25 protein-coding genes are annotated in these 22,869 nt (G+C 58.9%); 13 read left to right on the top strand and 12 right to left on the bottom strand.

Features of this window, described 5'->3' with window-relative positions; genetic code table 11:
- Positions 1-150 precede the first annotated feature (150 nt).
- Both K0F88_RS18795 and K0F88_RS18800 read left to right on the top strand, forming a co-directional pair.
- Positions 151-927, top strand: coding sequence for an IclR family transcriptional regulator (locus K0F88_RS18795; RefSeq protein WP_094470516.1), 777 nt, complete (start codon positions 151-153; stop codon positions 925-927).
- Positions 928-1,092: 165 nt separating this feature from the next.
- On the top strand, positions 1,093-1,971 hold the full coding sequence (locus K0F88_RS18800; RefSeq protein WP_219096062.1) for a DMT family transporter: 879 nt from the start codon (positions 1,093-1,095) through the stop codon (positions 1,969-1,971).
- Between the two features lie 49 nt (positions 1,972-2,020).
- On the opposite strand, the gene K0F88_RS18805 is transcribed toward K0F88_RS18800, so the two are convergent.
- Entirely contained in the window at positions 2,021-3,322 is a 1,302-nt protein-coding gene (locus K0F88_RS18805; protein WP_257605297.1) for an MFS transporter, read from the bottom strand.
- A 387-nt stretch (positions 3,323-3,709) separates the two neighbouring features.
- Here K0F88_RS18805 and quiC point away from each other — a divergent pair, with 387 nt between their 5' ends.
- Positions 3,710-5,611, top strand: coding sequence for a 3-dehydroshikimate dehydratase QuiC (quiC, locus tag K0F88_RS18810; RefSeq protein ID WP_219096064.1), 1,902 nt, complete (start codon positions 3,710-3,712; stop codon positions 5,609-5,611).
- A 102-nt stretch (positions 5,612-5,713) separates the two neighbouring features.
- Complete coding sequence (locus tag K0F88_RS18815; protein WP_094470520.1) at positions 5,714-6,391, top strand: TetR/AcrR family transcriptional regulator; 678 nt, start codon at positions 5,714-5,716, stop codon at positions 6,389-6,391.
- 119 nt (positions 6,392-6,510) lie between these two features.
- On the opposite strand, the gene K0F88_RS18820 is transcribed toward K0F88_RS18815, so the two are convergent.
- The 3 genes from K0F88_RS18820 to K0F88_RS18830 all read right to left on the bottom strand — a co-directional run bounded on the left by K0F88_RS18820 (position 6,511) and on the right by K0F88_RS18830 (position 8,863).
- Positions 6,511-7,365 (bottom strand): shikimate dehydrogenase, encoded by an 855-nt coding sequence (locus tag K0F88_RS18820; RefSeq protein ID WP_219096065.1) that lies wholly within the window; start codon positions 7,363-7,365, stop codon positions 6,511-6,513.
- 5 nt (positions 7,366-7,370) lie between these two features.
- A complete protein-coding gene (gene aroQ, locus K0F88_RS18825) occupies positions 7,371-7,811 on the bottom strand; it encodes a type II 3-dehydroquinate dehydratase (RefSeq protein WP_219096066.1) in 441 nt (146 codons plus the stop codon).
- Between the two features lie 140 nt (positions 7,812-7,951).
- A complete protein-coding gene (locus tag K0F88_RS18830) occupies positions 7,952-8,863 on the bottom strand; it encodes a LysR family transcriptional regulator (RefSeq protein ID WP_094470522.1) in 912 nt (303 codons plus the stop codon).
- A 111-nt stretch (positions 8,864-8,974) separates the two neighbouring features.
- Between K0F88_RS18830 and K0F88_RS18835 the strand changes: the two genes are divergently transcribed.
- From K0F88_RS18835 to K0F88_RS18845, 3 genes are all read left to right on the top strand, one after another.
- On the top strand, positions 8,975-9,181 hold the full coding sequence (locus K0F88_RS18835) for a 4-oxalocrotonate tautomerase family protein (protein ID WP_094470523.1): 207 nt from the start codon (positions 8,975-8,977) through the stop codon (positions 9,179-9,181).
- Positions 9,182-9,393: 212 nt separating this feature from the next.
- Positions 9,394-9,822 carry a DUF4160 domain-containing protein gene (locus K0F88_RS18840; protein WP_094470524.1) on the top strand — a complete coding sequence of 143 codons (429 nt, stop codon included), beginning with the start codon at positions 9,394-9,396 and terminating at the stop codon, positions 9,820-9,822.
- Positions 9,819-10,265 (top strand): DUF2442 domain-containing protein, encoded by a 447-nt coding sequence (locus K0F88_RS18845; RefSeq protein ID WP_094470525.1) that lies wholly within the window; start codon positions 9,819-9,821, stop codon positions 10,263-10,265. Before K0F88_RS18840 ends, K0F88_RS18845 begins: the two co-directional genes overlap by 4 nt.
- Positions 10,266-10,318: 53 nt before the next feature.
- On the opposite strand, the gene trmA is transcribed toward K0F88_RS18845, so the two are convergent.
- Both trmA and K0F88_RS18855 read right to left on the bottom strand, forming a co-directional pair.
- Positions 10,319-11,398, bottom strand: coding sequence for a tRNA (uridine(54)-C5)-methyltransferase TrmA (gene trmA / locus K0F88_RS18850; protein ID WP_219096067.1), 1,080 nt, complete (start codon positions 11,396-11,398; stop codon positions 10,319-10,321).
- Complete coding sequence (locus tag K0F88_RS18855; protein WP_219096068.1) at positions 11,395-12,690, bottom strand: NCS2 family permease; 1,296 nt, start codon at positions 12,688-12,690, stop codon at positions 11,395-11,397. Before K0F88_RS18855 ends, trmA begins: the two co-directional genes overlap by 4 nt.
- A gap of 214 nt (positions 12,691-12,904) precedes the next feature.
- Here K0F88_RS18855 and K0F88_RS18860 point away from each other — a divergent pair, with 214 nt between their 5' ends.
- Together K0F88_RS18860 and K0F88_RS18865 are read left to right on the top strand one after the other, a co-directional pair.
- A complete protein-coding gene (locus K0F88_RS18860; protein ID WP_094470528.1) occupies positions 12,905-13,363 on the top strand; it encodes a DUF4879 domain-containing protein in 459 nt (152 codons plus the stop codon).
- 67 nt (positions 13,364-13,430) lie between these two features.
- A complete protein-coding gene (locus tag K0F88_RS18865) occupies positions 13,431-13,982 on the top strand; it encodes a DJ-1 family glyoxalase III (RefSeq protein WP_094470529.1) in 552 nt (183 codons plus the stop codon).
- 6 nt (positions 13,983-13,988) lie between these two features.
- Here K0F88_RS18865 and K0F88_RS18870 read toward each other — a convergent pair whose 3' ends face one another.
- The 3 genes from K0F88_RS18870 to K0F88_RS18880 all read right to left on the bottom strand — a co-directional run bounded on the left by K0F88_RS18870 (position 13,989) and on the right by K0F88_RS18880 (position 15,894).
- Positions 13,989-14,276, bottom strand: coding sequence for a HigA family addiction module antitoxin (locus K0F88_RS18870; protein WP_219096069.1), 288 nt, complete (start codon positions 14,274-14,276; stop codon positions 13,989-13,991).
- A gap of 14 nt (positions 14,277-14,290) precedes the next feature.
- On the bottom strand, positions 14,291-14,569 hold the full coding sequence (locus tag K0F88_RS18875; RefSeq protein WP_219096070.1) for a type II toxin-antitoxin system RelE/ParE family toxin: 279 nt from the start codon (positions 14,567-14,569) through the stop codon (positions 14,291-14,293).
- An 86-nt stretch (positions 14,570-14,655) separates the two neighbouring features.
- Entirely contained in the window at positions 14,656-15,894 is a 1,239-nt protein-coding gene (locus tag K0F88_RS18880; protein WP_219096071.1) for an MFS transporter, read from the bottom strand.
- A gap of 530 nt (positions 15,895-16,424) precedes the next feature.
- On the opposite strand from K0F88_RS18880, the gene K0F88_RS18885 reads away from it, so the two are divergent.
- Genes K0F88_RS18885 through K0F88_RS18895 form a run of 3 tightly spaced genes read left to right on the top strand, consistent with a single transcriptional unit; the run spans position 16,425 to position 19,103 of the window.
- Complete coding sequence (locus tag K0F88_RS18885) at positions 16,425-17,867, top strand: cytochrome ubiquinol oxidase subunit I (protein WP_219096072.1); 1,443 nt, start codon at positions 16,425-16,427, stop codon at positions 17,865-17,867.
- A 3-nt stretch (positions 17,868-17,870) separates the two neighbouring features.
- On the top strand, positions 17,871-18,878 hold the full coding sequence (cydB, locus tag K0F88_RS18890) for a cytochrome d ubiquinol oxidase subunit II (RefSeq protein ID WP_219096073.1): 1,008 nt from the start codon (positions 17,871-17,873) through the stop codon (positions 18,876-18,878).
- A 57-nt stretch (positions 18,879-18,935) separates the two neighbouring features.
- Positions 18,936-19,103: a DUF2474 domain-containing protein gene (locus K0F88_RS18895; RefSeq protein ID WP_094470553.1), complete on the top strand. Its 168-nt coding sequence runs from the start codon at positions 18,936-18,938 to the stop codon at positions 19,101-19,103.
- A gap of 80 nt (positions 19,104-19,183) precedes the next feature.
- Here K0F88_RS18895 and K0F88_RS18900 read toward each other — a convergent pair whose 3' ends face one another.
- Positions 19,184-20,308, bottom strand: a complete 1,125-nt coding sequence (locus K0F88_RS18900; protein ID WP_219096074.1) for a class I SAM-dependent methyltransferase — start codon at positions 20,306-20,308, stop codon at positions 19,184-19,186.
- A gap of 188 nt (positions 20,309-20,496) precedes the next feature.
- Positions 20,497-21,207, bottom strand: coding sequence for a LuxR family transcriptional regulator (locus K0F88_RS18905; protein WP_094470540.1), 711 nt, complete (start codon positions 21,205-21,207; stop codon positions 20,497-20,499).
- Between the two features lie 346 nt (positions 21,208-21,553).
- Between K0F88_RS18905 and K0F88_RS18910 the strand changes: the two genes are divergently transcribed.
- Positions 21,554-22,330, top strand: coding sequence for a ferredoxin--NADP reductase (locus K0F88_RS18910; protein ID WP_219096075.1), 777 nt, complete (start codon positions 21,554-21,556; stop codon positions 22,328-22,330).
- 51 nt (positions 22,331-22,381) lie between these two features.
- Here the strand turns inward: K0F88_RS18910 and mscL are convergent, their stop codons facing one another.
- Positions 22,382-22,789: a large-conductance mechanosensitive channel protein MscL gene (mscL, locus tag K0F88_RS18915; RefSeq protein WP_094470542.1), complete on the bottom strand. Its 408-nt coding sequence runs from the start codon at positions 22,787-22,789 to the stop codon at positions 22,382-22,384.
- Positions 22,790-22,869 lie beyond the last annotated feature (80 nt).

Below are 22,869 nucleotides of genomic sequence, written 5' to 3' on the forward strand. Positions count from 1 at the left end.
ACTGTAGGAACATGGATCACCCATCGAATTCCGTCAGGGCGCGGATTTTTATCGAACGGGCGACCCGCGGGTCTGTCGAGCATCGGGTTCCAGATTTCGCATTACAGGGTTCATCTTCTAGAATCAGACAAATTGTAGGTGGAACCTCCCATGGCCGGCAGTCAGATCGAACGTGTCTTCAATGTGCTCGAAAGCCTCACCAGTGACCCTCGGGGTCTGCCGATGCAGATGCTCGCGGAGCAACTGGACATCCCGAAAAGCGCAACTCACCGCCTGCTCGCGGAGCTGATCCGGTTGGGTTATGTGCGACAGAATCCAGAGAACCTGCGATATCACTTGTCCACCAAACTGGTGGCGATGGGGTTTCGTTACTTGTCAGGCAGCGGCGCCGATATCGTGCAGCCGGTGCTGGATCGCCTGGCCCAGGAGACCGGAGAGTTGGTGCGTCTCGGGGTGATTGAAGGCGAGCGGCAGATCTGGATTGCCAAATCCCAAGGGGCCCGTTCCGGCCTGCGCTACGACCCGGAAATGGGCCGCGATGCGCCGTTGTTCTATACCGCGTCGGGCCATGCGTGGCTGGCGTGCATGAGCGATGCCGAGGCATTGTCGCTGGTGGAGCGCCAGGGCGGTGAGCGGCCAAAGGACCTTGGGCCGAATGCTCCGCGTTCCAACATTGAACTACTCGAACGCCTGCGTCTGGCGCGAGAGCAGGGCTACGCCTGGGTCGAGGAAAGCTCGGCGGTGGGCACCTCGGCGATCGCGGCGGTGGTGCGGCACCCGAGCGAAGGGCGAGTGATTGGTGTGCTGAGCATCGCCGGGCCGAGTGCGCGGATGCCGGGGGCGCGGTTGCATGAATTGGCGCCGCTGTTGTTGAGGTATACCGAAGAATTGGCGGCGGCGAGTCTGGCGTCGGAGTTGTTCAGTTGATTTGTGGGGGGCGAGTAGGCTCGCTCCCATAATTGATTTTTATTGGCTGTAAAACTGTGCGGTATTCGAACACTTTCGGCTGATGCTTGTGTTGGAATCTGGAACCAGGTTCTAAATTATTGGAACTCACCGCCCGCGACACGTTGCACTTCGCAAGGGATACCCATGACTGCCAGCACACCGCTCTCCGGCGTCAACCAGCCCTTCAAAGGGATTTTGCTGATTGTCGTCGCCACTTTCCTGTTTTCCAGTCATGACGCCTTTTCGAAATACCTCTCGGGCTTCTATCCGATCGTGATGGTGGTCTGGGCCCGCTATGTGGTGCACACCCTGTTGATGGCCGGGATTTTTCTGCCGCAGTCCGGGTTGCGCGTCCTACGGACCAAACGGCCGATGCTGCAGTTGGTGAGGGCGTTGTGCCTGTTGGGCACCAGTCTGTTTTTTACCACCGGCCTGCAGTACATCCCGTTGGCCGAAGCGACGGCGGTCAACTTTCTTGCGCCGGTTCTGGTGACTGCGCTGTCGGTGCCGCTGCTGGGGGAGCGCGTAACACGTGGCCAGTGGATCGCGGTGATTTGCGGGTTTATCGGCGTGCTGATCATCGTCCATCCCGGTGGCGATCTGTTCACGCCAGCGGTGCTGCTGCCGCTCTGTTCGGCGCTGTTTTTTTGCTTTTATCAGGTGCTCACTCGCAAGCTCAGCAACATCGACAGCCCGACCACCAGCAACTTCTTCGCCGGCTTGTGCAACACCCTGGTGATGAGTGCACTGGTGCCGTTCTTCTGGCAAGTGCCGACCCTGGGGCATGGCTTCATGATGGTGGCGCTGGGGACCTGCGGGATGACTGCGCACCTGTTTCTGACTCAGGCTTTCCGTCATGCCGCGCCCGCGTTGTTGGCGCCGTTCGGTTACTGTCAGATCGTGTTTGCCGGTCTGCTGGGCTGGCTGCTGTTCTCGCACACACCGACCCTGACTACGGTGATCGGGATCGCGGTGATTTGCTGCAGCGGATTGGCGGCGGCGTGGCAGCAGAGTCGTCGGTAGGAAAATCAAAAAGGCAGGCCTGGAACCAGACCTGCCAAGGGAGGGCATTTTACTCGGTGACGGTAGGAATCTTGCGCGGAGCCATGAAGTACATCCAGGTCAGGGCAATGAAGTACATCGCCGGAATCAGGGTGAACAGCACGGTGTAGTTATTGTTGGTGACCGTCAGGATGTGGCCGACCAACTGGGTCATGAACATCCCGCCGATGGCCGCGCACATGCCGCCGAAGCCGAACACCGTGCTCATCATGTGTTTAGGCGTGTAGTCCATCACCAGGCTCCAGATGTTGGCAGTCCAGGCCTGGTGCGCGCCGATGGCCAGGGAGATGGCGAACACCGCGACCCACAGACTGCTCGACCCCGCCGCCATGATCACGCCGACAATGCAGCAGGCGAACAGGAGCATGGACATCAGCCGCGCCTTGATCGGGTTCATGCCGCGGCCGATCAGGAACGAGGACAGGATCCCGCCGCCGACGCTGCCGAAGTCTGCAGTCAGGTAAATGATGATCAGCGGGATACCCATCTGGGTCACGTTGATCCCCAGGTTGTATTGCTGATTGAGAAACGGCGGCAGCCAGTACAGGTAGAACCAGAACACCGGTGCGGTCATGGAGTAGGCGAGGGCGAAGGCCCAGGTGCCACGCATGCGCAGGATTTTCGAGAACGGTACACGGGTCTGCTCCGGCTCGACTTCCTTCTGGATGTAGTCCAGTTCCGATTGTTTGACGCTCGGATGGTCTTCCGGGTTGAAGTACTTCAAACCCCAGAACAGCAACCAGATCCCGCCCAGTGATGCCATGCACAGGAACGCGGCTTGCCAGCCCCACACGTGCAGGATCAGCGGCAGCAGCATCGGCGTGAACATTGCGCCGACGTTGGTGCCGGCGTTGAAGATGCCGGTGGCCACGGCGCGCTCGCCGGCCGGGAACCACAAGCGGGTGGTTTTCACGCAGGCCGGGTAGTTGGCGGCTTCGGTCAAACCGAGGATGAACCGGCAGACCATGAATCCGACTGCCGACGTGGCCAGTCCGTGGGCGCCGGTCGCCAGGCTCCAGAGCAACACTGCGCAGAAGAACACGCGCTTCACGCCGACCCGATCGATCAACCGGCCTTGCAGCACAAAACCGATGGCGTAGCCGACCTGGAACCAGAAGTTGATGTTGGCGTAGTCCATCGCCGTCCAGCTCATTTCCTTGGCGAGGATAGGCTGCATGACGCCCAGTGCAGCGCGGTCGATGTAGTTGAGCGTGGTGGCAAAAAACACCAGTGCCAGCATGCCCCAACGGGTCTTGCCGACCGCCATGGCGCCGCGAATCTTGTCGCCGATAACGCCGCTGGCAGGAGTCATGGAGGAGCGCTCCACGGGAGAACTTTGAGAAGGAGTCATGTAGGCCACCGATTATTTTTATGTGGTGTTCTGTTTCTTTGGTCATCGAGACCGGTGTTTTCGATCGGACTCAATGTGTCGTCGATGGTGGGCAGTGGCTGAAAAATCGTCAATTCGCCAATCGGCATAGTGTTCGATAATCGCACGCAAAACTAACCGGGTAGTACACTTTGAATTGCTGTGCAGGGTCTTGCAGCCAATAATTCACCTCAAGAAAAACGCGGTCTCTGTAGGAGCCGGCTTGCTGGCGATGGCAATCTCGCGGACGCCATCGCCAGCAAGCCGGCTCCTACCTAAAGCGAAAGCGTGCCAGGCCCTGAAAAGATAGCCTCCACCGGGAGTCGAAATATGCAGCGTTCCATTGCCACCGTTTCCTTGAGCGGTACCCTGCCGGAAAAACTCGAAGCCATTGCCGCCGCCGGGTTCGACGGGGTGGAGATCTTCGAAAACGACCTTCTTTACTACGACGGCAGCCCGCGGGAAATCAAGCAGATGTGCGCCGATCTCGGGATCGCGATCACTCTGTTTCAACCCTTCAGGGACTTCGAAGGCTGCCGCCGTGACCGTTTGCATCGCAACCTGGAACGGGCCGAGCGCAAGTTCGACCTGATGCAGGAGTTGGGCACCGACCTGGTGCTGGTGTGCAGCAACGCGTCCACCGATTCCATCGGTGATGAACACATCCTCATCGACGACTTGCGCCTGCTGGCCGAACACGCCGGCGCACGCGGGCTGCGGATCGGCTACGAAGCGCTGGCCTGGGGCCGGCATGTGAACACCTGGCAACAGGTGTGGAACATCGTCCGTCAGGCCGATCACCCAAGCCTTGGCGTGTTGCTGGACAGCTTTCACACGCTGTCGCTCAAGGGGGATCCGAGTGCGATCGCCGAGATCCCTGGCGATAAAATCTTCTTCGTGCAAATGGCCGATGCGCCGATCCTGGCCATGGACGTGCTGGAGTGGAGTCGGCATTTCCGCTGCTTCCCGGGCCAGGGCGAATTCGATTTGCCGGGTTTCCTGGCTCCGATCATCAAGAGCGGGTACACCGGGCCGCTGTCGCTGGAAATCTTCAACGACGGTTTCCGCGCCGCACCGCCTCGGGCCAACGCCGCTGATGGATTGCGTTCGTTGCTGTATCTGGAGGAGAAAACCCGTCAGCGTCTGGCCCAGGAAACGCCACCGGCGGCCAGCCTCGACATTCTGTTCGAGACGCCCAAGGCCAGCGAATACAACGGCATCGAGTTTCTTGAATTCGCTGTGGACGAAAGCCTCGGCGCCAAGCTTTCCCATTGGCTGGAGCGACTGGGTTTCGTCAAGGCCGGGCAACATCGCTCCAAGAGCGTGAGCCTGCTGCGTCAGGGCGACATCAACCTGATCCTCAATTCCGAGCCTTACTCGTTTGCCCACAGTTTTTTCGAAGCGCACGGCCCATCGCTGTGCGCCACCGCGGTGCGGGTCAAGGACAGCGCCAGTGCGCTCGCTCGGGCCGTGGCGTACAAGGGTCAGCCGTATCGCGGACTGGTCGGCCCCAATGAACTTGAACTGGCTGCCGTGCGCGCACCGGATGGCAGTCTGATTTATCTGGTGGATCAGGACGCCGATGTCTACGGCACCGATTTCCATCTGCAACCGCCCGCCGTGGCCGGTGGCGGCCTCAAACGCATCGACCATATGGCGATGGCATTGCCGGCCGACAGTCTCGACAGTTGGGTGCTGTTCTATAAGAGCCTGCTGGATTTCGAAGCCGATGACGAAGTGGTGCTGCCCGATCCTTATGGTTTGGTGAAGAATCGAGCGTTGCGCAGTCGTGACAGTTCGATTCGCCTGCCGCTGAACATTTCCGAAAACCGCAACACCGCAATCTCACACGCGCTGTCGAGTTATCGCGGCTCCGGCGTGCATCACATCGCGTTTGACTGCGATGACATCTTTGCCGAAGTCAGTCGTGCCAAAGAGGCGGGCGTGCCGCTGCTGGATATTCCGCTCAACTATTACGATGACCTCGCTGCACGGTTCGATTTCGATGACGAATTCCTCAGTGAACTGGCGTACTTCAACGTTCTGTATGACCGCGATGCCCAGGGCAGCGAGCTGTTCCACGTTTATACCGAGCCGTTCGAAGGGCGTTTTTTCTTTGAAATCATCCAGCGCAAAAATGGCTACGCCGGTTACGGTGCGGCCAATGTGGCGGTGCGCCTGGCGGCCATGGCCAAATCCCGAATTGGTGCGGTACGTCCGGCAAAGTTGTAGGAAAATCGTAAACACGGCGACAAACCACTGCCGCGCGGCTTCCTTCACTGGGCGGTGCGGCCCATAATCGCCAGCCTGTGCAGTGATGGCCGTGAGCCCGCAATGACGATAACTTCAGAACTCTCCGCAGCGCCCGCCGAACCGATTGCCGGGCCGCGCAAGAGTCGCAAGAACAACCCGGAAAAGACCCGCGAGAACATCCTTCAAGAGGCGATTGTCGAGTTCGTCCAGCAAGGGCTTTCCGGTGCTCGCGTCGATGCCATCGCCGAGCGCATCCACACCTCTAAACGCATGATCTATTACTACTTCGGCAGTAAGGAACAGCTGTACGTGGAGGTGCTGGAGAAACTCTACGGCGATATCCGCAATACGGAAAACCATCTTCACCTGGCCGAACTGGCGCCGGTGGAGGCGATTCGGCGACTGGTGGAATTCACCTTCGATCACCATGATCGCAACGTCGATTTTGTGCGCATCGTCAGCATCGAGAACATCCACAACGCTGAGTACGTGAAGCGCTCCGACGCGATCAAGGCGATGAACAACACCATCCTCGACTCATTGGGCGTGATTTTGCGCCGCGGTGCCGAAGAAGGCGTGTTCCGTTCCGGGCTTGAGCCGCTGGATGTGCATCTGCTGATCAGCTCGTTTTGCTTTTATCGCGTGTCGAACCGCCATACATTCGGTGAGATCTTTCAGATCGACTTGCCGGACGAAAACATCAAGCAGCGTCATCGGGTGATGATCTGCGAGTCGGTGTTGCGGTATTTGCAGGCCTGACCTGTGGTGAGAACGGTTGTGGCGAGGGGGCTGGCGCACCCCTGTGCCACACTCACAAAATGCGAGGCCGCTGCGCTGCGCAGCCCCGCGCGAGCAAGCTCGCTCGCCACAGAGCCGGTTCAGCCATTCATGCTCTGAAAATGTTCCAGCATCCTCTTAGCATCCGGCACCACACCACTGAACAATTCAAACGCCTTCACCGCCTGAAAAACCGCCATATTGCCGCCATCCAGCGTCCGGCAACCCAGGGCGCGGGCGTTGCGTAGCAGTTCGGTTTCCAGCGGAAAATAGACAATCTCCGCCACCCACAACTCAGCCCGAAGCAACGCCACCGGCACCGGCATGCCCGGCAGTTTTTTCATGCCCATGGGCGTGGTGTTCACTAACCCATCCGCCTGGGCCAACGTGCTCGGTAAATCATGCCCGGCCACGGCCCGGCCAGCGCCGAAGTGTTGATTGAGGTTGTCCGCCAGCGCCTGTGCGCGGCTGATCTCCACATCAAAAATGCTCAGCAGTTGTACGCCTTCGCTCAACAGCGCGTGGGCCACTGCCGCACCGGCGCCGCCAGCGCCCATCTGGACCACGCGCTCACGGGCAACGTCCTTCAAGCCCCGGCGAAAACCCTCGGCAAATCCCAAACAATCGGTGTTGTGGCCGATGCGTTTACCGTCCTTCAGCACCACGGTGTTCACCGCTCCGATGCCACGCGCTTCCGGCGACAACTCGTCGAGCAACGGGATGATCGCCTGCTTGCACGGAAAGGTGATGTTCAGGCCGGTGAAGTTCATGCACTCGGCGGCCATCAACAGATCGGGCAGGGCGCTGCTGTCGAGTTTCAGCTGATCGAGGTCGATCAAACGATAGAGATAACGCAAGCCCTGGGCATCGCCTTCGTGTTCGTGCAGCGCCGGGGTACGGGAAGCCTGGATGCCGGCGCCGATCAGCCCGGCCAATACCGCGTTGTTCTGAGTCACGGCGTTCACCCCTTCAAGCGTTGGCTGAAGTAATCCAGCGCCAGGCGATAACCATGGCTGCCGAAACCTGCCATCACCGCAGTGGCGATGGCTGAAACGAAGGAGTGATGCCGGAAGGGCTCGCGGGCGTGGACGTTGGACAGGTGGACTTCGACCACCGGCAATTCGCTGGCGATCAAGGCATCGCGGATCGCCACGGAAGTGTGTGTCCAGGCTGCCGGGTTGATCACGATCCCGGCGCAACGTCCGCGGGCTGCGTGAATCCAGTCGAGTAATTCGCCTTCGTGGTTCGTCTGGCGAAATTCCACCGCCAGGCCGAATTCTTCGGCGGCGCGTCCGCACAGCGCCGAAATGTCTGACAGGGTTTCGTGACCGTAAGTCGCCGGTTCACGGGTACCGAGCAGGTTCAGATTCGGGCCGTTAAGCACCAGAACGATAGGGGACATCGAGGTCTCTCCACTTATTATTTTTGGAATCGGCCGGGGTGTTCAGCCTGTGGAGATAAATTGTACTAGCTGGTTACTTCGGTCAATTGAAGAGAGATTTCATTGAGGTTTTGTGTGCGGTGATCGGACAGTCTCACTGTTTATCGCGGCAGATGTTCAACCAGGAAATCGATGAAAGCCCGCAGTCTCAACGGCATATGACGGCTCTGTGGATAAAGCAATGTGAAGGGCCGGGAGCGTCCGCCATAAGGTTTGAGCACCTCCACCAACGATCCATCGGCCAGTTCGTTTTCGACAATAAACCGGTAAGTCTGAAACAACCCCGCGCCGTTTTTGGCCAGGGTCACGCCGCCGAGCACATCGTCAGAACAACTGAAGCTGCCTTCGGCAAGAATCTCCCGCGGTGCGCCGTTGTCGTTGAACAGCCAGGCAATCCGCCGACCGCTGCTGGGCAGTTCGTATTGAATGCATTCGTGTTGCGCAAGGTCGTCCAGGCTTTGCGGAGTTCCCGCGCGCTTTAAGTAATCGGGACTGGCAATCATCACCAGCTCGGCGTCCTCAAGGTGACGGGCGATGAGGCCGGAATCCGGAATAGCCCGTACGCGGATCGCCATGTCATAGCCTTCGCCGACGAAATCGATGTTGCGATTGCTGATGTGCGACTCGACCTTCACGTCTGGAAAGCGCGCCCGGAATGCCGGCAACAACGGCAAGATCCGGTGGTGCGCATACGTCGTGGGAATACTGATGCGCAGCGTGCCGGACGGTTGCTGCTGCTGGCCCATGACCTCGCGCTGAGCCTCCACCAACTGCGCCAGTGCCTGACGGCATTCCTCGTAATAGCGGCGACCACTGTCGGTCAGCTTGACGCTGCGGGTGGTGCGCGCAAACAGCCGCACACCGAGGCGTTCTTCCATGCGCGACACCGACCGACTCACGGCGGCCGGTGTTACGCCGGCCACCAACGCGGCCGCCGTAAAGCTGCCGGCCTCGGCCGCCAGGCAAAACAGTTCGATGCTGCCCAACTGAAGATCGTCGAATACTCGCTGCATGATGGATGACACCAAGGATCAAATGAGGGACTGCGCCACTGTAGATGAAATCGCCGCAGCAGTGCTTTACTTGACCGGCCTCTCATTGGATAACCGGACAGGAGCAGCATCATGCCTTTCGTCAGCGTACGAATCACCCGTGACGGCGTTACCCGGGAACAGAAAGCTCAGGTCATTGCCGAGATTACCGACACCTTGGAGCGAGTCCTCGGCAAGGATCCGAAATTGACCCACATCGTGATCGAAGAAGTCGACACCGATAACTGGGGTTACGCCGGCATGACCACCACCGAGTATCGAAAAAACCAGCCGGGATGAGGGGATGACAAGCCCGCAGAGCCGTCCTCGCGACGGCTTTTTTGTGGGCGCGGCGAAAGGATTGCTTACTATTTTGCGCAGTTATCCACCGGCCCAAGGCGATGCTTGGCGCTAGTCTCAGAGGCGTAAAGGCGATTTGGCGCAGAGCCAATCGTCGGTTTTTCCAGGGAGTGTCGGGTCTTTGGATTCGTTAACCTAACGGATGGGTTAGTATGCGGTTATTCAGCTACAAAGGTTTTTCAATGGTGATCATGTTGCGTGATGAGCACTGTCCGCCGCACGCACATGTAGACGCCGGAAGCTGGAGCGCACGCTTCAAATTCTGCTTTTGGCACAACAGTGTCGAGCTGTGGGATGTGGTTCCTCATTCAAATCGGCCACCTGTGGCCGTGCTGGAAGGATTGCGTCACGCACTCGGACAACCCGCGCACTTGCGTCGCGCCCGGGCCATCTGGTGGGACAAGCTGCAAACGGTCTGTCTCGATCATCAGAAATGGGACTGGCAGACCAGCGAAGTCGTGGTGGTAAAAAGGATTGCGAGTACGACCTGGATGATTGGCTCGGCTTGCTACGAACCCGAGACGAACAAGACCCTGTTGGCGCTGATCGGCGTTCCGGAAGGTGTGGAGATCCAACTATGAAAACGATTCAGGCAGGAATGCTGGCCGATCGGCCTGTCACCGAGGCCGTGCTGGATGAAGCCATCCAGCGCGGGCAAGTGCGCCAGAAAAACGGATTGCAGGCGACTTCGGTAAAGTTTGCGGAACCTTGTCTGGCGGTCGGCTTCATTGATGGCAGTGGGGTGCTGCTGCCTGTGCAGCACTATCCGGAATTCGATGATTTCGACATCGAGGATTTCGCAGACCTGAAAGTCGGCTTTTCCGGCACCGCTTTATGTCATGAAGGCAAGGATCTGAACGTGTCCATCGCCGGGATGATTTCAGCGAGCAAGCCGTTGATGGACATGGCTGCTTCGGTCATTGCCTCGCGCAACGGTCGCCAAAGCAGCGCCGCCAAAGCCGAGGCTGCGCGGACCAATGGCCGTAAAGGCGGGCGTCCGCGCAAGGCAGAGGTCACCGATTGATCACCCACAAAAAAGCCGTCGTACTGACGGCTGTTTTGTAGGGCGGGCTGCAATCAACGACGGGTCAACAACACCCCGGATTCCATGTGATGTGTCCACGGAAACTGGTCGAACATCGCGCACTGGGTGATGCGATGGGTGTCGTGCAACTGGTCGATGTTGGCCGCCAGGGTTTCAGGGTTGCAGGAGATGTAGAGGATGTTGTCGAAGCGCCGGGTCAGCTCGCAGGTGTCCGGGTCCATGCCGGCGCGAGGCGGGTCGACGAAGACGCTGCCGAACTCGTAGCTCTTCAGGTCGATGCCGTGCAGGCGACGGAACGGGCGGACTTCGTTCAGCGCTTCGGTCAGTTCTTCGGCCGACAAACGCACCAGCGTGACGTTATCCACAGCGTTTTCGCTGAGGTTGCTCAGCGCGGCGTTAACCGACGTCTTGCTGATTTCGGTGGCCAGCACTTTGCGCACGCGGGTCGCCAGCGGCAGGGTGAAGTTGCCGTTGCCGCAATACAGCTCCAGCAAATCGTCCGGACGATCGCCGAGGGCGTCGTAAGCCCAGTTGAGCATCTTCTGGTTTACGGTGCCGTTGGGTTGGGTGAATGCACCTTCGGGCTGGCGGTAGCTGAACGTGCGACCACCGACGTCCAGTTTCTCGACCACGTAATCCTGGCCAATCACTTCGCGTTTGCCTTTCGAACGACCGATAACGCTGACGTTCAGGTCGGTGGCCAGTTTCGACGCCGCCGCGTGCCAGTGTTCGTCCAGTGGGCGGTGATAGCACAGGGTGATCATCGCATCGCCGGCCAGGGTGGTCAGGAACTCCACCTGAAACAGCTTGTGGCTCAGCGCCGCACTTGCCTTCCAGGCCGCCTTGAGCTGCGGCATCAGTTCATTGATGCGCAGGCTGGCGATCGGGAACGCTTCGATCAGGATCGGCGTGCGTTTGTCTTCCTGGGAAAACATCGCGTAATGCCGATCGCCGCCTTCGCGCCACAGGCGGAATTCAGCCCGCAGGCGGAAATTTTGCAGCGGCGAGTCAAACACCGCAGGTTCCGGTGCATCGAACGGGGCCAGCAGGTCGCGCAGGCGCGTGACCTTTTCTTCGAGCTGAGCGGCGTAGGCCTGGGAATCAAAAGTCATGCGTTGAACCAACCCAACTTGATCACGAACAGAATCGAAAGAATCACCAGTGCCGGGTTCAGCTCGCGGCCGCGACCGGACAGCAACTTGATCGCGGTCCAGGAGATGAAACCGAAGGCGATGCCGTTGGCGATGGAATACGTGAACGGCATGGCCAGTGTAGTGACCACGACCGGTGCGGCGACGGTGATGTCATCCCAGTCTATTTCGGCCAGGCCGGATGTCATCAACACTGCGACGAACAGCAGCGCCGGCGCAGTGGCGAACGCCGGAACACTGGCGGCCAACGGCGAGAAGAACAGCGCCAGCAGGAACAGAATCGCCACGACAACAGCGGTCAGGCCGGTGCGGCCACCGGCACTCACGCCAGCGGCGGATTCGATGTAGCTAGTGGTGGTCGAGGTGCCCAGCAAGGACCCGGCCATGGCCGCGGTGCTGTCGGCGATCAGGGCGCGGCCCATTTTCGGCATGTGGCCGTCCTTGCCCATCAGGCCGGCGCGCTTGGCGACGCCGATCAGGGTGCCGGAGTTGTCGAACAGGTCGACGAACAGGAAAGCGAAAATCACGCTGACCAGACCGATGTCGAGGGCGCCTTTGATGTCCAGTTGCAGGAAGGTCGGTGCGAGAGACGGTGGCATCGACATCACGCCGCCGAACGGCGTGAAGCCCAATGCGATGGACGTGATGGTCACGACCAGAATGCCGATCAGTACCGCACCGCGCACGGCGAGCGCTTCGAGGGCAACGATCAGGGCAAAACCGAGGGTCGCGAGGATCGGAGCGGGTTGCTTCAAATCACCGAGGCCGACCATGGTTGCCGGGTTGCTGACTACGATGCCGGCGTTATGCAGGGCGATCAGCGCCAGGAACAGGCCGATACCGGCGGCAATCGCCGAGCGCAGCGGCAGCGGGATGCTGTTGATGATCCATTCGCGGATGCGGAAGATCGACAGCAGGAAGAACAGCACCGCCGAGATGAACACCGCCCCCAGCGCCACTTGCCAGGTGTGGCCCATGTGCAGGACCACGGTATAGGTGAAGAAGGCGTTCAGGCCCATGCCCGGCGCGAGTGCGATCGGGTAGTTGGCGATCAGGCCCATCACCGTGGAGCCGATGGCGGCTGCCAGGCAGGTCGCGACAAACACCGCGCCCTTGTCCATGCCTGTCTCGCCGAGGATGCTCGGGTTGACGAACAGAATGTAGGCCATGGCCAAAAAGGTCGTGACGCCCGCCAGAATCTCGGTCCGCACGTTGGTGTTGTGTGCCTTGAGTTGAAACAGCCTTTCCAGCATGTCTGCTCCCCGTGGCGCGCCCGGCGCCGTGAATGTATCGACCTCAACAGCAAAGCACAGACCGCTGATAGCGCCTGGTAATTTTCTGTGGGCCGGAAAAAGCCGCGCATCATACCAGCAGCGTGGGGCTATGGCTGCTTATGGCTGCGATCGTCGTCGATGTTTTGCGCTAAAGCGAAGTGAGCCATACTGCGCGCTGGTTTTGGGGGGCGTTATGAATTGCATTAAGAAGCGTGCGGTTGCGGTGATTGGCGTCGCGATGGCGGTGTGGCTGGGGGCGCAAACGGCCTCGGCGGCGATGGCGCCGCGATTGAGCCAGTTGAAGGTGGTCAAGGTTGAATCGCCGTCCTGTGGTTTTGAGAACATTGCCGACGGGCAGACCGAGACGAGTTGCGATCACAGCGGCCCGAGCATCAAGGTCTACGTGCTGGAAGTCGGCTACGGTAGCCCTAGTCCACATGTCGCGCTGGATGGTTTTGAAATAGATGGCACCCGGACGCCGGTGTGCGCCTTTCAAACCGGCAACCTGACCGAGTGCACACCTGGAGCAAAGACCGTCGGCTACCTCTATATCTTCAATCTTGCAGGCAAGCAGGACGGGATCTTCACGTTCAGCAACACCTCAATCAATGCCCCGGGCGACAAGATGTCGACGCAGCTTTACATCAAGTAACGGCTGCGCTGGAACAAGTCTCAGTAAAGCTGTCTACGCTTTAAAGATCATTCTGTGGACCGCGCCCATGACCTTTAGAGCTTTGATTACCCTCGCCGAGGGCATCGATGACCTGCAAACCGTGACCCTGATCGATGTACTGCGCCGCGCCAAAGTTGAAGTGGTGGCGGCGAGCATCGAGGGCCGACGCATGATCACGTGTGCTCGCGGTACCCGCCTGACTGCCGATGCGATGTTGGTGGATTTGCTGGCCCAGCCGTTCGACCTTCTCGTATTGCCTGGAGGCGAGGTGGGCTCACAGCATCTCGCCGCGCATCAACCCCTGCAACAGTTGATCAAGGACCAGGCCGCCGCCGGGCGTCTGTTCGCGGGCATCGCCGAATCCCCGGCGCTGGCGTTGCAAACCTTTGGCGTCTTGCGTCAGCGGCGCATGACCTGCCTGCCATCGGCCAGCCATCAATTGTCGGGCTGCACTTTTGTCGACCAGCCTGTGGTGGTCGACGGCAACTGCATCACCGCCCAAGGCTCGGGAGCTGCTCTGGAGTTTGCCCTGACGCTGGTGGAGCAACTCTGCGGTAAAGCCATGCGGACGGCTGTGGCGGGGGAGTTGGTGGTTTGAAAAGCGTCAGGCGTGAATGGCAATGGGTTGGATAAACGGTTGCTCGCGATGCTCCGCTTGCCAGAGGTCGTAGTCGGCCTGGACCCCTAACCAAATCCGCGCCTTGCCAATCCCGGCTCGCTCGAGACGCACCGCCAAATCCGGACTGATCGGCGCGTGGCCATGCAGTACGCGCGAAAGATGCGGACGAGCGAACCCCAGGTGGCGGGCCAGCTCTGTGACACTGATGCCTAGTTCGGGCAATACATCCGTCAAAAGCGTTTCGCCAGGGTGCGGCGGGTTGTGCATGGGCATTTCCTGCCTCCTGTTCAGTGGTAGTCCAGATAGTCGACCAGTTCGATATCCGAGCCGATAAAACGGAAAATAACTCGCCAGTTCCCCGAAACGCTCAACGACCAATACTCGGCCCACTCACCCCGCAGTGGATGCAATCGCCATCCCGGCAGGTCGAGGTCGCCCGGTAAGGCTGCACGGTCCATGAACTGGAGCATTCGAGACAGACGCTTTGCTTGGTCTGCGCGAATCCCACGAGTCGAACCTGTTTCATAGAAGCCTCGAAGGCCTTTGTGTTGAAAGGGTTTGATCATGGGGTGGAAGTGTAAGGCGATACATTACACATAATGCACTATCTATGTATTGCACCTTGTCGGCAAAACTGTGATCGGAACCCGCTTCAGACCTTCACTTCTTCCACCGGCACATGCATGCGGTCGCGGTTGGCCAGGGTCGGGAACAGTTTGATCCACGCCCCGGTCACCACCAGCGTACCGATACCCCCCATGACCACCGCCGGCACGGTGCCGAACCAATGGGCGGTGAGGCCGGATTCGAACTCGCCCAACTGGTTCGAAGCACCGATGAACAAACCATTCACGGCGCTGACCCGGCCGCGCATTTCGTCCGGGGTTTCGAGTTGCACGAAAGAGGCGCGGATCACCATGCTGATCATGTCCGCTGCGCCCAACACCACCAGTACGGCCAGGGAAAACCAGAATGAAGTCGAGAGGCCAAACGCGATGGTCGCGACACCGAACACACCGACGGCCGTGAACATCACCCGCCCGACTTTGCGCTCCACGGCAAATCGCGCCAGGTACAGCGACATCAGCAGCGCACCGACTGCCGGGGCTGAGCGCAACAGGCCCAGGCCCCAGGGGCCGGTCAACAGGATGTCTTTGGCGAACACCGGCAGCAGCGCCGTCGCACCGCCGAGCAATACCGCAAACAGATCCAGGGAAATCGCCCCGAGAATGTCCGGGCGACTGCGAATGAAGCGGATACCCGCGAGCAACGAATCCAGGGTTGCCTTGCCCTTGTTCAGCGGCGTTTGCCGGGCCGGCAGGTTGAGCATCAACAAGCAGGCAATGATGTAGAGGATCACCGTCGGGCCATACACCCAGACGCTGCCGAAGGCATAGAGCAAACCACCCAGGGCCGGGGCGACGATGGTGGCGGATTGTTGGGCCGACTGCGCGGCGGCGACGGCGCGGGGAAACAGCGCGCTGGGCACGATGCTCGGCAGCAAGGCCTGGGTGGTCGGCATCTCGAAGGAGCGCGCAGCCCCCAGCAGGAACGCGAGAATGAAGATCAACTCTCGGGTGACATGGTCGGTCGCGCTGCCGATGGCCAGGGACAGGGCGATCAACGCTTGCAGAGACTGGCAGATCGCCGCGACCTTGCGCCGGTCATAGCGGTCCGCAACGTGTCCGGTGTGCAGCATGAACAGCACCCGCGGGGCAAATTCCACCAGCCCCACCAGACCCAGGTCCAACACATTGCCGGTCAGTTGATACAGGTTCCAGCCGATGGCCACGGTGAGCATCTGAAAACCGCTGGCGGTAAACACCCGAGCCAGCCAGAACGCGATAAAAGGGCGGTGATGGCGTAACAGCAAGGGCGCTTGGCTGGGCATCTGAGGGCAGGTCTTGAGCGGGGGAAGGGTCGAGATTATCACCAACCTGTAACCAGAAGTTGCGGCCCCTGGAAATTTAGTTAGCTAAACACCGATCTGCCGTGGCGAGGGGGCTTGCCCCCGTCGGGCTGCGAAGCGGCCCCAATTTATTGGCAACTCATTACATCAGCCACACCCGCATCATCCAACTTACGGCGGTTGCTCGGCCGAAACGGGGGCAAGCCTCCTCGCCACAGCAGGCTCGCCCCCACAGGTAATGTGTTGCTACTGATTGCCAAGCCTATGAGGCAACCTGTCACGCGGCAAAAGACCACACCGTCCATCGTCAAAAATGGGACTACTCTTTTAACCATTGCTTGATCCAGATCAAGACCCTTGTGGAAATGATCCGGCGGCCAGATGGCCAGACTCCCTACGTTGTGATGGTTGTAAAAAAAGAACGAATTCAAATTCGCCACACTCCATATCCGTGGGGGCAGTGGGTGCAGGCCGCAAGCCTTCAGCCGGTATTACCTGACAGAGGAAGACTTATGTTCGGTTTGGAGGCGCTTGATCTCGCCCGAATTCAGTTCGCGTTCACCATCTCGTTCCACATCCTGTTCCCGGCCATCACTATTGGCCTGGCGAGTTACCTTGCGGTACTCGAAGGCCTGTGGCTGAAGACGAACAACGACACTTACCGTGATTTGTACCATTTCTGGTCGAAGATCTTTGCCGTCAACTTCGGCATGGGCGTGGTGTCCGGTTTGGTCATGGCCTATCAGTTCGGCACCAACTGGAGCCGTTTCTCCGATTTCGCCGGTTCTGTGACCGGGCCGTTGCTGACATACGAAGTCCTCACAGCGTTCTTCCTTGAGGCGGGTTTCCTCGGCGTCATGCTGTTCGGCTGGAACAAGGTCGGGCGCAACCTGCACTTCTTCGCCACGGTCATGGTCGCCATCGGCACGCTGATCTCGACCTTCTGGATTCTCGCCTCCAACAGCTGGATGCAGACCCCGCAAGGTTTCGAAATCATCAATGGCCAGGTCATTCCCACCGACTGGTTCGCCGTGATCTTCAACCCGTCATTCCCCTACCGTCTAATGCACATGGCAACGGCCGCGTTCGTCGCCACCGCCTTCTTCGTCGGCTCGTCGGCGGCCTGGCACTTGCTGCGCGGCAAGGACAACCCGGCGATCCGCACCATGCTCTCGATGGCCATGTGGATGGCATTGATCGTGGCGCCGATTCAGGCCGTCATCGGTGACTTCCATGGGCTCAACACGCTCAAGCACCAGCCGGCGAAAATCGCTGCGATCGAAGGTCACTGGGAAAATCACGGCGATGAGCCGACCCCGCTGATTCTGTTCGGTTGGCCGGACATGAAAGAAGAGCGGACCAAATACGCGGTGGAAATTCCGTACCTGGGCAGCCTGATCCTGACGCATTCCCTGGACAAACAAGTGCCGGCGCTGAAGGATTTTCCGCCTGAAGACCGTCCTAATTCCACCATCGTGTTCTGGTCTTTCCGGATCATGGTGGGTCTGGGCATGCTGATGATCTTCACCGGACTGTGGAGCCTGTGGCTGCGCAAACGCGACAAGCTGTACACCTCGCGACCATTCCTGTACCTGGCGTTGTGGATGGGCCCATCCGGCCTGATTGCGATCCTTGCCGGTTGGTTCACCACTGAAATCGGCCGTCAACCGTGGGTGGTCTATGGCCTGATGCGCACGGCGGACGCGTCCTCCAATCACAGCTTCATGCAGATGAGCATCACGCTGATCCTGTTCGTGGTGGTGTATTTCGCGCTGTTCGGTGCCGGTCTGGGCTACATGATGCGCCTGGTGCGCAAAGGGCCGAAGATCGACGAAGGCAAGGAAACCAATGACGGTGGCCCTGGCCAGAAACGCACGCCGGCCCGTCCGCTTTCAGCGGCCGACGACGATGGTGCAGACGCTGACCACCGCCCTAGCCTGACCAAGGAGATTTGAGTCATGGGTATTGATCTTCCGCTGATCTGGGCCGTGATCATCATCTTCGGCATCATGATGTACGTGGTCATGGATGGTTTCGACCTGGGGATCGGGATTCTCTTCCCGTTCATCCCGGGCAAGACCGACCGTGACGTGATGATGAACACCGTCGCCCCGGTCTGGGACGGCAACGAAACCTGGCTGGTACTGGGCGGCGCGGCGTTGTTCGGCGCGTTCCCGCTGGCCTATTCGGTGGTGCTCTCGGCGCTGTACCTGCCGCTGATTTTCATGCTGATCGGGCTGATTTTCCGTGGGGTGGCGTTCGAGTTTCGCTTCAAGGCCAAGGACGACAAGCGTCATCTGTGGGACAAGGCGTTTATCGGTGGTTCGATTGCTGCAACCTTCTTCCAGGGGGTGGCGCTGGGTGCATTCATCGATGGTTTGCCGGTGGTCAATCGCCAGTTTGCCGGTGGTTCACTGGACTGGCTGACACCGTTCACCCTGTTCTGCGGCCTCGCGCTGGTGGTGGCTTATGCGCTGCTGGGCTGCACCTGGCTGATCATGAAGACCGAAGGCAAGTTGCAGGAGCAGATGCATGATCTGGCGCGGCCGTTGGCGTTCGTGGTGTTGGCGGTGATCGGTATCGTCAGTATCTGGACCCCGCTGGCCCATGCCGAGATCGCGGCTCGCTGGTTTACCCTGCCGAACCTGTTCTGGTTCCTGCCGGTACCGATCCTGGTGCTGGTGACCATGTACGGACTGATTCGCGCCGTGGCCCGAAATGCGCACTACACGCCATTCCTGCTGACGTTGGTGCTGATCTTTCTCGGCTACAGCGGTCTGGGCATCAGCCTGTGGCCCAACATCGTGCCGCCTTCGATCTCGATCTGGGACGCTGCTGCACCGCCGCAAAGCCAAGGCTTCATGCTGGTCGGTACGCTGTTCATCATCCCGTTTATCCTGGGTTATACCTTCTGGAGCTACTACGTGTTCCGCGGCAAGGTGACCCACGAAGACGGTTATCACTAGCGCACACGACAATGGCGCAGGGCTTGAACCTGCGCCGTTTCAGAGGAGGTCAAGATGATGGCTGGCAAACATTCCCTGGAGGACATCAAGGCGGCAGAGAAAAAACCGCTTTGGCAGCGGCTCGGTTGGTTGGCCTTGATTTGGGTCGGTAGCGTGGGGGCCCTGTTTATCGTGGCCAGCCTGATGCGCATGTTCATGAACGCCGCAGGTCTGTCCACGCACTGAAACACCCGACATTCCCATCCCCGTTGCCTTGCGGCACGGATTCAAACCCTCCTGTCACGGAGGGTTTTTTTTACCTGCGATTATTTGCGGGCTTTGAGAATGACGAATTTCGGTGTAGCCGCCACTTGCTCGACGCCACGGAACAACCGCGCGAGCTTGCTGTGGTAACCGAGGTGACGGTTGCCGACGATGTACAACGCACCGCCAGTTACCAGGGCTTCGCGCGCCTGCTGGAACATCCGCCAGGCAAGAAAATCGCCGACGACTTGTTGCTGGTGAAAAGGTGGATTGCACAGCACCACGTCCAGCGATTGCGGCTCTTGCCCGGCCAGGCCATCGCCGGCGCGCACGATCACGTCACGATCACCCAATGCAGCGCGCCAGTTTTCGGCGGCCGATTGCACCGCCATGAATGACTCGTCCACCAGCGTGTAATGGGCTTCAGGATTTTGCAGAGCGCTGGCGATTGCCAGTACGCCGTTACCACAACCGAGATCGGCAACGCGCGCTGTACCGAGGTTCTGTGGCAAGTGTGGAAGAAATGCTCGAGTGCCAATGTCCAGTCCTTCGCGGCAGAACACATTGGCGTGGTTGAGCAGTTCGATCGCCGGTGTGTCGAGTTGATAGCGTGAAGGGTAGGGGGACACGGCTGGGCTCTTGGCTTCAGGCGTTGCGATCAGCAGTCGGGCTTTTTTCACCGCCAACGAGGCTTGCACCGGGCCGATGTAACGCTCCAGCAGATCACCGGCGGCGCGAGGCAGATGCTTGACCATCGCCGCAGCGATGACCTGGGCGCCTGGAGCCAGTTGGTTTTGCAAACGGATCAGTTGCTCTTCCAGCAAGGCCAGGGTTTTCGGCACCCGGATCAACACACGGTCAAACGGCCCCGCAAACGCTTCGTTGGCCGGTACGCTCGGCACGGCATCGAAGGCCTGGCCGTTGCGGATCAGATTCTTTTCCAGGCCCTGGAAGGCCAGGAACGAGTCGCCGCTGGTGGTCACCACCACTTTTCCCGCCAGGCTCGCAGCCAACGCGCCGAAACTGTCGTTGAGCACCAGCACTCGGGTGTCCGCGGCCGGTTGCTGCTCGGCCAGATGATTGAGCAGGTACTCGTCTGCTGCGTCGAAAGCTTGCAGCGGTTCATTTTGCTGCTCTGGCTGACGGATCAGATCGAGTTGGGCGAAGGGCGTTTCGAGCAGGGGCATGAGGCGGGGCTCTGGGTAGTCAACGAGTGTGGTGTCCCGCTGCCTGAAGCGTTGTAGCGGGCGGGACCGTCCGAGTGGACTGCGACGTATTGGTTCACTCGTCATCACTCTGGAGGAGCCGCAAATGGTACGTTTTTTTCTTTTGGAATACTCGCAGGTTTTTCCTCATTGGTACTTGGGCGTATTGCTCAGATCATGCACGCCCTGGTTGCCGCGACCACTGCTGCGAGCTTGTTGTTGACGCCCAGTTTCTGGATTGCCCTGTGAATATGAAAATTTGCGGTGCGTTCAGTGATGCAGAGGATACGGCCTATTTCATAGGCGGTTTTGCCATCGGCTGACAGTTTCAATATCTCGATCTCGCGTACTGATAAATGAGGTTTGCAGCAATCCTTCACGCGATCGGGGAGTTTTTTAGCGACGAGCCCATGCAGATGGTTGCCGATGAAAATCATGTAACCCAGTTTTTCATAAAATTCATAGGTGGTGATGGGGATGTCGCTTCTTGCCAGGCTAAGCATGCTGCGCAGCCCGTTGTCGCCATGGAGCGATTGCGACCAGCCATACTGCAAACCCAGTTCTTTCTGTGCTTGCCACAGCGTTGGTGTCTTCGAGTAAACCTTCTCTTCCCATAGAATGGGCAATGTTGATTGATTGCAATGAGCCACTACCGGGTCAATTTCCCTGAAGTGGTTTTGTTCATATTCCGCGTTCCAGCCACTGGGGTAGTTATTGAAGTTCACTCTATCGAAGCGCGGGCCTCGTAAGTGAGAAGTGATTGAAAATGCACAAAAATTAAAGCCGAGGCTTTTGACGAAATCCAGTGATATCTCATAGGCAGGTTCAACGTCTCTCGCTTCAGCTATCTGTCTTAAACGTGATTCCTTCCACATTTCCATTGGCGTAACTCCCTGCGGGTATCTTGGGGGGTGCACATTGGATCCGAAATCCAGCACGTCACGAGTGTAGGAGTATTCCTACGAATAGGCTGCAATTTTTTTGCTCTTGAAAAGGTTGAAAAGTAAATAACTGGTTCTTAGTCTGGAATTAACAAAGTTATATGTTGTACCCAATACAACTATTGAATTTTTCTTTTGCACCCTTTGGTTAGTGTTAAAAGAGAGTCATTTACAACCGCATTAATAACCTCAGAACATGGGGTATTGTCTAAAGCCACTACAAATCACCGGTGTTTACATCACTCGCTTTGCGGGACACTGGGGCATCTGTTGAATGGAGCACCCCATGACCGCCAGCGCAGAAAAATTCACTCGCCAGACCCTGACCGACGTTCAGCCGTTGACCCCCAACCTGTTCACGCTGCGGGCCAGCAGAGATCCCGGCTTTCGTTTTCGGGCGGGGCAATTCGCCCGGCTGGGCGTGACCCGGGCCGATGGCAGTACGGTGTGGCGCGCCTATTCAATGGTCTCCTCGCCACACGACGAGTTTCTCGAGTTCTTTTCCATCGTTGTGCCCGGCGGGGAGTTCACCAGTGAACTGAGCCGGCTGCAGATTGGCGATACGCTGTTGGTCGACCGTCAGGCCTTTGGCTACCTGACGCTGGATCGTTTCGTCGACGGTCGTGATCTCTGGTTGTTATCCACAGGCACCGGCGTGGCGCCGTTTTTGTCGATCCTGCAGGACTTCGAGGTGTGGGAGAAATTCGAGCGGATCATCCTGGTCTACAGCGTAAGGGAAGCCCGCGAGCTGGCTTATCAGGCGCTGATCGCGGGGCTGGCGCAGCGCGACTATCTGGCCGAATACGCGCACAAATTGCAGTTCATCGCCACCGTCACGCGCGAGGAGCATCCCGGCGCCCTGAACGGGCGAATCACGACGTTGATAGAAAATGGCGAACTGGAGCGGGTGGCGGGGGTGCCGCTGACGGCCGAGCATTCGCGGGTCATGCTCTGCGGCAACCCTCAGATGATCGATGACACACGTAAGTTGCTCAAACAGCGGGACATGCACTTGAGCCTCAGTCGACGACCCGGCCAGGTGGCGGTGGAGAACTTCTGGTAAAAAAAACGGCGCCCCGAAGGCGCCGTTTCTATTTGCAAGCAGCCTTCAGGGCTAATTGTTCTGGGCCTTGAGCAGATCACGGATCTCGCTCAACAGCTCTTCTTCCTTGGTTGGAACCGGCGGCAGGGTTGGCGCAACGGCCTCTTCGCGTTTCAGACGGTTGATGGCCTTGACGCCCATGAAGATCGCGAAGGCGACGATGATGAAGTCGATCAGGCTCTGGATGAACTTACCGTAGGCCAGCACCACCGCCGGGACATCCCCGTTGGCTGCCTTGAGCGTAACGGCCAGGTCACTGAAGTCCACCCCACCGATCAACAGGCCGATTGGCGGCATCACCACGTCGCCGACAAACGATGAAACGATCTTGCCGAAGGCGGCGCCGATGATGATACCGACGGCCATGTCGACCACATTACCTTTGACCGCGAAGGCCTTGAACTCACTTATCACGCCCATAGGTTATTTCCTTGTTACAGATGAGGTTGGTGGAATGCAGTGTAAAGCAGCATTACGGCTCTTGCCCGAAACAGCTTCTT

Source organism: Pseudomonas sp. UMAB-40, assembly GCF_900095275.1.
Classification (GTDB): domain Bacteria; phylum Pseudomonadota; class Gammaproteobacteria; order Pseudomonadales; family Pseudomonadaceae; genus Aquipseudomonas; species Aquipseudomonas mandelii_B.

What these genes read in the sequence shown, in the direction of transcription:
- K0F88_RS18795 (WP_094470516.1), top strand. Translation starts at nt 151, where the DNA reads ATGGCCGGCAGTCAGATCGAACGTGTCTTCAATGTGCTCGAAAGCCTC.
- K0F88_RS18800 (WP_219096062.1), top strand. Translation starts at nt 1,093, where the DNA reads ATGACTGCCAGCACACCGCTCTCCGGCGTCAACCAGCCCTTCAAAGGG.
- K0F88_RS18805 (WP_257605297.1), bottom strand. Translation starts at nt 3,322, where the DNA reads ATGACTCCTGCCAGCGGCGTTATCGGCGACAAGATTCGCGGCGCCATG.
- quiC (WP_219096064.1), top strand. Translation starts at nt 3,710, where the DNA reads ATGCAGCGTTCCATTGCCACCGTTTCCTTGAGCGGTACCCTGCCGGAA.
- K0F88_RS18815 (WP_094470520.1), top strand. Translation starts at nt 5,714, where the DNA reads ATGACGATAACTTCAGAACTCTCCGCAGCGCCCGCCGAACCGATTGCC.
- aroQ (WP_219096066.1), bottom strand. Translation starts at nt 7,811, where the DNA reads ATGTCCCCTATCGTTCTGGTGCTTAACGGCCCGAATCTGAACCTGCTC.
- K0F88_RS18830 (WP_094470522.1), bottom strand. Translation starts at nt 8,863, where the DNA reads ATGCAGCGAGTATTCGACGATCTTCAGTTGGGCAGCATCGAACTGTTT.
- K0F88_RS18835 (WP_094470523.1), top strand. Translation starts at nt 8,975, where the DNA reads ATGCCTTTCGTCAGCGTACGAATCACCCGTGACGGCGTTACCCGGGAA.
- K0F88_RS18840 (WP_094470524.1), top strand. Translation starts at nt 9,394, where the DNA reads ATGCGGTTATTCAGCTACAAAGGTTTTTCAATGGTGATCATGTTGCGT.
- K0F88_RS18845 (WP_094470525.1), top strand. Translation starts at nt 9,819, where the DNA reads ATGAAAACGATTCAGGCAGGAATGCTGGCCGATCGGCCTGTCACCGAG.
- trmA (WP_219096067.1), bottom strand. Translation starts at nt 11,398, where the DNA reads ATGACTTTTGATTCCCAGGCCTACGCCGCTCAGCTCGAAGAAAAGGTC.
- K0F88_RS18855 (WP_219096068.1), bottom strand. Translation starts at nt 12,690, where the DNA reads ATGCTGGAAAGGCTGTTTCAACTCAAGGCACACAACACCAACGTGCGG.
- K0F88_RS18860 (WP_094470528.1), top strand. Translation starts at nt 12,905, where the DNA reads ATGAATTGCATTAAGAAGCGTGCGGTTGCGGTGATTGGCGTCGCGATG.
- K0F88_RS18865 (WP_094470529.1), top strand. Translation starts at nt 13,431, where the DNA reads ATGACCTTTAGAGCTTTGATTACCCTCGCCGAGGGCATCGATGACCTG.
- K0F88_RS18870 (WP_219096069.1), bottom strand. Translation starts at nt 14,276, where the DNA reads ATGCCCATGCACAACCCGCCGCACCCTGGCGAAACGCTTTTGACGGAT.
- K0F88_RS18875 (WP_219096070.1), bottom strand. Translation starts at nt 14,569, where the DNA reads ATGATCAAACCCTTTCAACACAAAGGCCTTCGAGGCTTCTATGAAACA.
- K0F88_RS18880 (WP_219096071.1), bottom strand. Translation starts at nt 15,894, where the DNA reads ATGCCCAGCCAAGCGCCCTTGCTGTTACGCCATCACCGCCCTTTTATC.
- K0F88_RS18885 (WP_219096072.1), top strand. Translation starts at nt 16,425, where the DNA reads ATGTTCGGTTTGGAGGCGCTTGATCTCGCCCGAATTCAGTTCGCGTTC.
- cydB (WP_219096073.1), top strand. Translation starts at nt 17,871, where the DNA reads ATGGGTATTGATCTTCCGCTGATCTGGGCCGTGATCATCATCTTCGGC.
- K0F88_RS18895 (WP_094470553.1), top strand. Translation starts at nt 18,936, where the DNA reads ATGGCTGGCAAACATTCCCTGGAGGACATCAAGGCGGCAGAGAAAAAA.
- K0F88_RS18900 (WP_219096074.1), bottom strand. Translation starts at nt 20,308, where the DNA reads ATGCCCCTGCTCGAAACGCCCTTCGCCCAACTCGATCTGATCCGTCAG.
- K0F88_RS18905 (WP_094470540.1), bottom strand. Translation starts at nt 21,207, where the DNA reads ATGGAAATGTGGAAGGAATCACGTTTAAGACAGATAGCTGAAGCGAGA.
- K0F88_RS18910 (WP_219096075.1), top strand. Translation starts at nt 21,554, where the DNA reads ATGACCGCCAGCGCAGAAAAATTCACTCGCCAGACCCTGACCGACGTT.
- mscL (WP_094470542.1), bottom strand. Translation starts at nt 22,789, where the DNA reads ATGGGCGTGATAAGTGAGTTCAAGGCCTTCGCGGTCAAAGGTAATGTG.